This is a genomic window from Iodobacter sp., from assembly GCF_025352645.1.
GTDB lineage: Bacteria > Pseudomonadota > Gammaproteobacteria > Burkholderiales > Chitinibacteraceae > Iodobacter.
Genome location: NZ_JANXSO010000024.1, coordinates 1 through 8,993 on the forward strand (window position 1 = coordinate 1; position 8,993 = coordinate 8,993).

The 8,993-nt window shown below is 48.2% G+C and carries 9 protein-coding genes and 1 tRNA gene; 7 read left to right on the plus strand and 3 right to left on the minus strand.

The window, feature by feature from the left end; all coding sequences use genetic code 11:
* Positions 1-8: 8 nt before the first annotated feature.
* The 6 genes from rbsK to Q0R17_RS03210 all read left to right on the plus strand — a co-directional run bounded on the left by rbsK (position 9) and on the right by Q0R17_RS03210 (position 5,595).
* The gene (gene rbsK / locus Q0R17_RS03185; protein WP_293932074.1) at positions 9-890 is read left to right on the plus strand and encodes a ribokinase; all 882 of its coding nucleotides are present in this window, start codon (positions 9-11) and stop codon (positions 888-890) included.
* Positions 891-1,289, plus strand: a complete 399-nt coding sequence (rbsD, locus tag Q0R17_RS03190; protein WP_293932059.1) for a D-ribose pyranase — start codon at positions 891-893, stop codon at positions 1,287-1,289.
* Between the two features lie 300 nt (positions 1,290-1,589).
* Entirely contained in the window at positions 1,590-3,065 is a 1,476-nt protein-coding gene (locus Q0R17_RS03195) for a sugar ABC transporter ATP-binding protein (RefSeq protein WP_293932061.1), read from the plus strand.
* A gap of 2 nt (positions 3,066-3,067) precedes the next feature.
* Complete coding sequence (gene rbsC, locus Q0R17_RS03200) at positions 3,068-4,006, plus strand: ribose ABC transporter permease (RefSeq protein ID WP_293932063.1); 939 nt, start codon at positions 3,068-3,070, stop codon at positions 4,004-4,006.
* A 116-nt stretch (positions 4,007-4,122) separates the two neighbouring features.
* Positions 4,123-5,058, plus strand: a complete 936-nt coding sequence (rbsB, locus tag Q0R17_RS03205; RefSeq protein ID WP_293932065.1) for a ribose ABC transporter substrate-binding protein RbsB — start codon at positions 4,123-4,125, stop codon at positions 5,056-5,058.
* Between the two features lie 216 nt (positions 5,059-5,274).
* On the plus strand, positions 5,275-5,595 hold the full coding sequence (locus tag Q0R17_RS03210) for a hypothetical protein (RefSeq protein ID WP_293932067.1): 321 nt from the start codon (positions 5,275-5,277) through the stop codon (positions 5,593-5,595).
* A gap of 434 nt (positions 5,596-6,029) precedes the next feature.
* On the opposite strand, the gene Q0R17_RS03215 is transcribed toward Q0R17_RS03210, so the two are convergent.
* From Q0R17_RS03215 to nadA, 3 genes are all read right to left on the minus strand, one after another.
* Positions 6,030-6,473, minus strand: coding sequence for a hypothetical protein (locus Q0R17_RS03215; RefSeq protein WP_293932069.1), 444 nt, complete (start codon positions 6,471-6,473; stop codon positions 6,030-6,032).
* A 38-nt stretch (positions 6,474-6,511) separates the two neighbouring features.
* The gene (locus tag Q0R17_RS03220) at positions 6,512-7,561 is read right to left on the minus strand and encodes a bifunctional nicotinamide-nucleotide adenylyltransferase/Nudix hydroxylase (RefSeq protein WP_293932070.1); all 1,050 of its coding nucleotides are present in this window, start codon (positions 7,559-7,561) and stop codon (positions 6,512-6,514) included.
* A 158-nt stretch (positions 7,562-7,719) separates the two neighbouring features.
* On the minus strand, positions 7,720-8,637 hold the full coding sequence (nadA, locus tag Q0R17_RS03225; RefSeq protein ID WP_293932072.1) for a quinolinate synthase NadA: 918 nt from the start codon (positions 8,635-8,637) through the stop codon (positions 7,720-7,722).
* A gap of 280 nt (positions 8,638-8,917) precedes the next feature.
* Here nadA and Q0R17_RS03230 point away from each other — a divergent pair.
* Positions 8,918-8,993: transfer RNA gene (locus Q0R17_RS03230), tRNA-Gly, on the plus strand.

An 8,993-nucleotide genomic window follows, 5' to 3' on the forward strand; every position in this document is an offset into this window, starting at 1 on the left:
GGTGCAGCATGACAAAAATAGTCGTCGTTGGCAGCATGAATATGGATTTAGTCGTCCATAGCCAGCAGCTTCCTCGCATGGGCGAAACGCTGTTTGGCGAGCAATTTTCTACCCATCGGGGTGGCAAAGGAGCCAATCAGGCCGTTGCAGCACAGCGCCTTGGCGCATCGGTTGTAATGGTGGGCTGTGTTGGGAATGATGAATTTGGCCAAATGCTCACTGCAGGCTTGGCGGCAGAAGGGATTGATACCCGTTGGCTAAAAACCAGCCCAGACACCGCTACCGGCGTGGCGCTGATTACGCTTTGCCAAGGTGACAATGCCATTGTGGTGGTACCAGGCGCGAATAATCAGCTCAGCCCAAGCGATGTGCAAGCTGCCGAAGCGGCATTTATCGATGCCGATGTGATTCTTGCTCAGCTAGAAATCCCCTTAGCCAGCGTGATGGCTGCGGCGCAGTTGGCGCAAAAGCACGGCAAGCCCTTTTTTCTGAACCCTGCTCCCGCACAAGTGCTGCCTGCCGAATTACTGGCGCTTTGCACCCTGCTCACCCCCAATGAGTTTGAGCTACTTCAATCACTGGGCGAACCCACTGGCGATTGGAAAAAAGTATTGGCTCAGCACGCGGCGGTGATGACCAAGGGCAGCGATGGTGCTTGGTTTAATCAAAATGGCCAGCTGCAGCATCAAGCAGGTTTTAAGGTGGAATTGGTGGACAGTACTGGCGCAGGCGACACGTTTAATGGCGCGCTTGCTACTTTTTGGCACCAAGGCATTGCAGAAGCCACCCGCAAGGCTAGCGCAGCAGGCGCATTGTCGGTGACGCGTCACGGCGCACAGGGCGGCATGCCGACCCTTACAGAACTTGAACAATTTTTAAAGAATCAATAAATGAAAAAGCACGGCATATTAAATAGCGACATCGCTCGCGTTCTTGCCCAATTGGGCCACACCGATAGCATTGTGATTGCCGATTGCGGGCTGCCAATTCCAGATCATGTAGAGCGCATCGATCTGGCACTCAAACTTGGCCAGCCTAGCTTTGTAGACACGCTGCAAGAAATCCTCACCGACATGCAGGTAGAGCGTGCGGTATTTGCCACAGAATGCCTTGCTACCAATCCAACAGTTGCAGCTCAAGCAGAGGCCATGCAATCGTCAGGTATTAGCATTGATTTTGTCAGCCATGAAGAATTCAAACAGCTCTGCCACAAGGCCAAAGCAGTGATCCGCACCGGCGAAGCCACGCCCTACGCCAATATCATCCTGCATTCAGGGGTAATTTTTTAAGGCTTAGTACCGCCCTAAACCCAAATCTTGAACCACAGAGAACACGGAGGACACAGTAGGTACACGGAGAAAACCTAAAGGAGTGTTTTTACTTGAGCTTTTGTGGCATCTGCTTCGCATCAAATTAAACCTCATGAGCAGAGTGTTTTCGTTTTTCCTCCGTGAGACTCCGTGTTCTCTGTGTCCTCCGTGTTTCAAGATCTGGGTTTGTATATAGACCTGAGCTTTACGATTATTTCCTGCTGTTTTTATGTATTCATGTTTTAAAAACCGTCACTCATTAAAAACCAAGGCTTTCGTATGCTGATCCAAATGCAAGGCATCAATAAATCTTTTGGCCCGGTTAAGGTGCTGGAAGGCGTGGATTTTGCGCTGGAACGCGGCGAGATCCATGCACTGATGGGCGAAAATGGCGCGGGTAAATCCACGCTAATGAAGATACTTACCGGCATTTACCCAAGCGACGCTGGCCGTATTCATGTGGATGGGCGTGAAGTGCATATCCATAGCCCCAAAGAAGCAGAGGCACTGGGCATTGCCATTATTCATCAAGAACTAAACCTGATCCCACAATTATCGGTGGTAGAAAACCTCTTTTTGGGCCGTGAAAAAACCCGTGGCGGCCTGCTTAAATCAGCTGAAATGCATGCGCAGTGTTTAGAGTTTCTGGCGCTACTTGGCATACACAATATCGATCCCAACCAAGAAGCAGGCACCTTATCCGTAGGCCGACAGCAAATGGTTGAGATTGCCAAGGCGTTGTCGCTGAACGCCCAAGTGCTGATTATGGACGAGCCAACAGCAGCGCTCAGCCACAAAGAAACCGAAGTGTTATTTACACTGATGCACGATTTAAAATCGCGTGGCGTAGGCATTGTGTATGTTTCCCACCGCATGGAAGAAATCTTTCAGGTTTGCGACCGGATCTCGGTGCTGCGTGACGGGCAATTTGTTGGCAGCCGCGTGATTAAAGAAACCCGCTTTGATGAAATCGTAAAAATGATGGTTGGCCGTGAAATTAGCGATCGCTATCCATCACGTAGCAACACGCTTGGCCCCGTGCGCTTTAAGGTTGAGGGCTTATGCGATACCCGCACCATCAGTGATATCAACTTTGAGATTCGCCAAGGCGAAGTGCTTGGTGTGGCAGGTTTAATGGGTGCAGGGCGCAGTGAAATTGCCCATACCTTATTTGGCCTAGCGGCCAGATCTGCTGGCAAAGTCTGGTTGGATGGAGAGCCTATTCACTGCCGCTCGGCCATCGAGGCCATCTCTCACGGCATTGGCTATGTCACAGAAGATAGAAAAACCCAAGGCTTAGTACTGAGTTTATCTGTCAAAGAAAACATCAGCCTGACTAAAGCTCCCAGCCACTGGGGCGTGGTTGATAGCCAGATCGAGGATAAAAATGTCAGCGAGCTCATTGCCAAATTATCTATCCGCACCCGTGATGCCGATTTAGAAGTGAAATCACTTTCCGGCGGTAATCAGCAAAAAGTGGTGTTTGCCAAATGGCTGGGCATTGCGCCCAAAGTGCTGTTTTTAGACGAGCCTACCCGTGGTGTAGACGTGGGTGGCAAGGCAGAGATTTACCACATCATTAATCAACTGGCCGCCAATGGCGTGGCAATTTTAATGATCTCGTCTGAGCTACCCGAAGTGCTGGCCATGAGTGATCGCATCCTTGTGATGCACCAAGGCAATAGCACCGGAATATTCGAAGCCAAAACGGCCACCCAAGAATCCATTATGCACGCAGCAACCGGAGGGCAATAAGAATGAATGCTCAGCAAAAAGCCACACTACAAAAACTTGGCCCCCTACTCGCCTTACTGCTTATTTCTAGCGTTTTATCGGTAATGAGTCGTGATTTTCTAACCGTTAATAATCTACTCAATGTGCTACGCCAAGTCTCAATTAATGCACTGATCGCCTTTGGCATGACCTTTGTGATTTTGCTTGGCGGGATTGATTTATCCGTAGGTGCCGTGCTGGCGCTGTCTTCTATTGCCATTGCCAGCATGATGGCGGCAGGCATGGACCCAATCATTGCCACGCTATGCGGTGTTTTAGCCGGTGCGGCGCTGGGTGCGGTTAATGGGCTGATTATCAGCCGTGGCAAGGTCGCTCCCTTTATCGCTACTTTGGGCACCATGACGGTATTTCGCGGCTTAGCACTCGTGGCCTCAGATGGCCGCCCGATTACCGGCTTTAATAGCGATTTTTTCGCCATGCTGGGCGGGGGCTATATCGCCAATCTGATTCCTGTGCCAGTGATCACCACCACGCTCGCCTTTGTAGCGCTGTGGTTTGTGCTGAAAAAAACCGTGTTTGGCCGCCATGTCTATGCAGTGGGTGGCAATGAAGAGGCCTCGCTGATATCTGGTGTCAAAGTAAACCGCGTCAAACTGTGGGTGTATACGCTTTCTGGCGGCTTATCTGCCCTTGCGGGGATTATTCTCACGTCTCGACTGAACTCCGCCCAACCCAATGCAGGCATGGGCTATGAGCTAGATGCGATTGCTGCAGTGGTATTAGGCGGCACCAGTTTATCCGGTGGCCGAGGCTGGATTGTTGGCACGCTGATTGGCGCAGTATTAATTGGTGTACTTAATAACGGGTTAAACTTACTATCTGTGTCATCATTCTACCAGCAAGTCATTAAAGGCAGCGTCATTCTGCTGGCAGTATTACTGGATAGAAGTGCCAAGAAATAAAAGGCGAGTAAGGTGAACCCACCTGAAACTGCCATAGCTAAACACACTTAAAAGCGAAAAAATACGCTAAGTGCTGATGTTGATGTTTTTACCCACACACACACAAGGCTTTAATTATGAAAACCTGGCTCAAACCGCTACTTATCGCCTCTATGGCACTTGCCTTCTCCGCCTGCTCTAAACAAGGCCCAGAAAGTGCGGCACCTGCTGCATCGGCCCCCGCAGTTGCGGCAGCGGGCAGCAATACCATTGGCCTTGCCATTTCTACCCAAAACAACCCCTTCTTTGTTACCTTAAAACAAGGTGCAGAGGAAGCCGCCAAGGCCAATGGCCTAACGCTGATCACCGTGGATGCGCAAGACGATGCGGCCAAGCAAATTGCCAGCATCGAAGATTTAATTCAGAAAAAAGTCAAAGTCATCCTGATCAACGCTACCGATTCTGATGCCGTTGTTTCTGCAGTAAAACAAGCCAACGCAGCGCACATCCCAGTGATTACCCTTGATCGCAGCATTAATGGCGGCGAAATCGCCAGCCATATTGCCTCTGATAACGTGGCTGGCGGCAAAATGGCTGCTGAATTCTTGCTAGAAAAAATCGGTAAGCAAGGCGAAATTGCTGAGCTAGAAGGCATTGCAGGCTCCTCCGCCGCACGTGAACGTGGCCAAGGCTTTCATGCTGTGGTGGATGCAGAAAAAGGCGTAAAAGTAGCCGCCAAGCAACCTGCAGACTTTGACCGCGCCAAGGGCCTATCAGTAATGGAAAACATTCTGCAAGGGAATAAAAAGATTAAAGCCGTGTTTGCTCATAACGACGAAATGGCGCTGGGCGCAGTACAGGCACTAGAAGCTGCAGGCTTGAAAAACATAATCGTTGTCGGCTTTGATGCAACTACTGATGCCGTTGCTGCAGTTAAAGCGGGCCGCATGGCCGCAACCGTACAACAAAAACCTGAGCTGATCGGTAAAATGGGGATTGAAGCCGCCAAAAAAATTATTGATGGCCAAACCCCAGAAAAAAGCATCCCAGTACCTTTAGAGCTTGTTAAATAAGCTGTAAAAACACAACCAGCCTGCATCCTGTGATGCAGGCTTTTTTACGTCATGAACCCACTCTAAAACGGCTTACCAGCATAAGGAATACAGTACTTTTCAAAAAAGGAAAGTGTATTGTAATAATTACCATTGTCAGCTTTTATTAAGGAGCAGACAATATCACGTAATAAATAACCCTAAATTTTAAATACTTCAGCCGGAGAAAAATCAGCAATGCGTATGCTCTTTTTAGCCTTAAGCTTTTTGCTGGCCAGCCAGAGCCATGCTCATATTCTGACTTCACATGAAAAGTTTGAATCACTTCATGCCAGTAGCCCTAAGGCTCTGAGTAATGAACAAAGTATGAAAGGCAGCTTTAATTTGGCACGCACTGCTGCTGAACCCTCCCTAAAACAAGGGCTACACAGGGCAAGCTTAAACATAAGCTTAAGCCACCTTGGTAGCAACACGGACTTAGTCAGCACAGAGACTAGCGTATTGTTTGGCCTTGGAATCAGCGCCCTAGTGTATCGCCGCCGCAAGTTACAGTTTTAAGCCAAGCAGCTACGCATAAAAATGCCCCAGATCATTTTTAGAATGATTTGGGGCATTGCTTTATCTAACCTTATTGTTTGATTAAATAAGTTTCCCTAATTATACCTCTTGCTCATTTTTTGTTGTTTACCTGAGATGATCGGCATGAAGGGACATAATCAGGTAAGTTTTTGCATGACATAAAACAATGACACCAAGCGCCAGAATTGTTATCGCCTAGCGCTGAAGCAATCATTAACGTTGATGTATGCAAAATAGGGCTTTATTTGAGCAAGGGGCGTGCTCAATCAATACTATCAACTTAAGCAATATGCCATTCGTAGGGCGGGTGCAACCTTTGATCGACGTTGAAAAAACGCGGGTTTCACCCGCCCAACAGTGCCTTAAGTTGATAGGATTGCCTGCTCAATGCCCTAATTTTAGAGAGCATGCAATCAGAACTCGCCCATCTCTTTTAAAACACTCGATACTATTGCTGCCGCAGATTGATTCAATAATATTTGTGCCGCCAATAAGGAAATATGCTCAGAGCTAATTAAAGGACTAAATTGCTCGTTGATTTTATTTTTCCAAATCACCTCGCTATTAGCCGTTAAAGGCAGAGCAAATGCAATCACAATATCGTCATCATCCAATTCATACTGAACGAATTCTCCACCATTTAAACCAATTACTTTATTTAACCTAGCACTTGATGAATGGATAACAACATCCGTGTCTTCGGCCTCATTTTCAAAAAAAATGTATCCCATTTGCAAGTCAATCTCGATGCCTGTGGCGGCGTACTCGATTACCGCATCATGACTATACTCACCAAGATCGAAATCAGAAAAAATCACATCCCAAAATTCTTTATTGATTAATTCAATCACTTTCATCGTGTTAATGCCTCACTGGATAACGAGTGCTTAATGGTTTAAATCTGCCCCAAAAACCAATTCACAATATAAAAATGATCTTCAAATAGCTCTGCTTCCATGCGGTTAAACTCAAATAGCGGCACCCATTTAGCACGATCGGCATCATCACCACCGCGCACCTTGGGTAAACCTTCACCCGTCGGCGTCAGCTCAATCAAAAAAGCATGGGTAATCGTTCGACCACGTAAAGAGCGATGCGGATGATCAAATACCCGTGAAGAGCGAATCGAGCCTGCCAGCACCGGCGCAGGAACTTTTAAGCGCGTTTCCTCACGCAGCTCACGAATCACCGCGTCTTTTACCAGCTCATCTTGATTAATAAAGCCACCCGGTAGCGCCCACAGCCCACGCCCTGGCAGATTTTTGCGCCGCACCAGCAAGATATGCCCAGAGTGAATCACCACCGCATCAACCGTCACAAAAGTGGGGGGATGGGGACACGTCGACCATGCCTTACGATAATCCTGCACAAAGCACCATTCAGCTTCTAGATTGGCGTAAATCTCACTTTGGCGAAACAGCTGTAGATGCTGATAGACGGGTGCGGGCAGTTTATCGGCGCATAGCCCTACCCCACCTTGTGCAAATAGATTACGCCGCACTTGTGAGGCATGGATGCCGATCATTTCTGGCACTTCCACCCTGAGCCACTGAGGAAAAAGATCAAGGTAATAGGTGTGCTTGCTGCGGCTACTGCCCACGATGCCCACTTTAAATTGTGCTTCGCGACTACCTAGGCTAGCGTTATCTACCGCAATCACCTTATCCACGAGGCTTTGCACCTCGGTCACCCACTGCTGATCGTTGTACATTCGATCTGAGCAGCCCACCACAAACACGCGATCTTGCATCTCTGCTGGCAAAGCCGAGCGCAGCATCGCCTCGCGCTCAGGCACCGTCCACGGATTGCGTGGGTTTCTGGCTTGGCGAGCCGAGCCGCAAATTACAATTAACTTGCCTGCACGCTCTAAAGCAGCTTTTACGACCTGCAAATGCCCTAAATGAAAGGGTTGAAAGCGCCCAATAAACACAAGGTAATCCAGCATTATCACCCCTCTGTTAATGTTTCAAACGCTAATAATGCGTTTTAAAAAACAAATCGCCAGCAAAATCCTGCCAAGTAAAAACTTAGCAGGCGGCTAGCGATCCATACAAAAGGCCCGCTTATTGATTACGCATAGGCACTTTCAGCTTACTCAAAGGCTTATTGGTAATAACGCTTGGAGAATTCCAGCATGCGCTCGATCGGCAAGCGGGCATCATCCATTTGCTGAGGAGTCAGATAATCAATGCGTGTGCCCTCACCCGCTTGGGCACGCTTCACCGCATCGATGGTGTTCATCTTCATATATGGGCATGAATTACACTGACAGCCCGCATAAATTGGCGCTTGCTTAATATTTAAGTCAGGACGGGCAAGACCCATATTGTAGAGAATGCCGTCTTCAGTCGCGACAAAAATCACCGCATCTGGCTCTTTATTAAACGCTTTAATCCAGTTCAGCATGCCAGAAGTAGACCCTACGTAATCGGCCTGCTGCAGCACGGGCAGTGGGCTTTCTGGATGGGCAATCAGGTATTTAGCCGTTTTAACCGCCGCAAACGCCTCATCCAGCGCAGCTTGGTTAAACTTATCATGCACTTCGCACACCGCGCTCCACAGCGGCATATCGTAGCCATACTGGAAGTTTAAATAGGCCCCCATATTGCGATCTGGCGAGAACGCTACTTTTTTACCTTCAGCGTAAAGGCTGGCAATAATGTCATCTACATTGCGGCTGGTTACAATCCAATCCGATATCGCTTTATGCTCGGCAGAGGAATTGATATAAGAAACATGCACGTAATCTGCATGCTCTTCTCGCCATTTTTGTAAGGCTTTTACATCGGTTTGGGTAACTAAGGAACAGGTTGAGCCACTCGCAGGCAAAATCACCTCGGCCTGCGGGTTTAAAATTTTGGCGGTTTCAGCCATGAAACGCACACCAGCAAACACAATGACATCGGCGCCGCATTCTTTGGCGTAAAGAGACAGCCCCAAGCTATCGCCGACTTTATCGGCCATTTGTTGGATTTCTGGTTGGGTATAATAATGAGCAAGCGTAACAATACGTTTAGACACGGGAAGTCCTCCGATGTAGACGCCGCCGTCATCTCGGCAGCATAAAAAATAAAGGTTTGCTAATGACAAACATCATCACCAGTATCCCTGGCAAGCATCAGCAGGTATAAGGTTAACATAAGCAGACTTATTAGCCTTTAAATATCAAGACACTATCTATTCGATAAGCTTTCTAGCAGGAAAATACGTAGATAGTGCTTGACGAAGTGAGGGGCCATCTTCATAATGCGACTCCTCTTCTGGTGCAACGACAGAAAAGAAAACGCAATAAAAACGCGATGCGGGAATAGCTCAGTTGGTAGAGCACTACCTTGCCAAGGTAGATGTCGAGAGTTCGAGTCTCTTTTCCCGCTCCA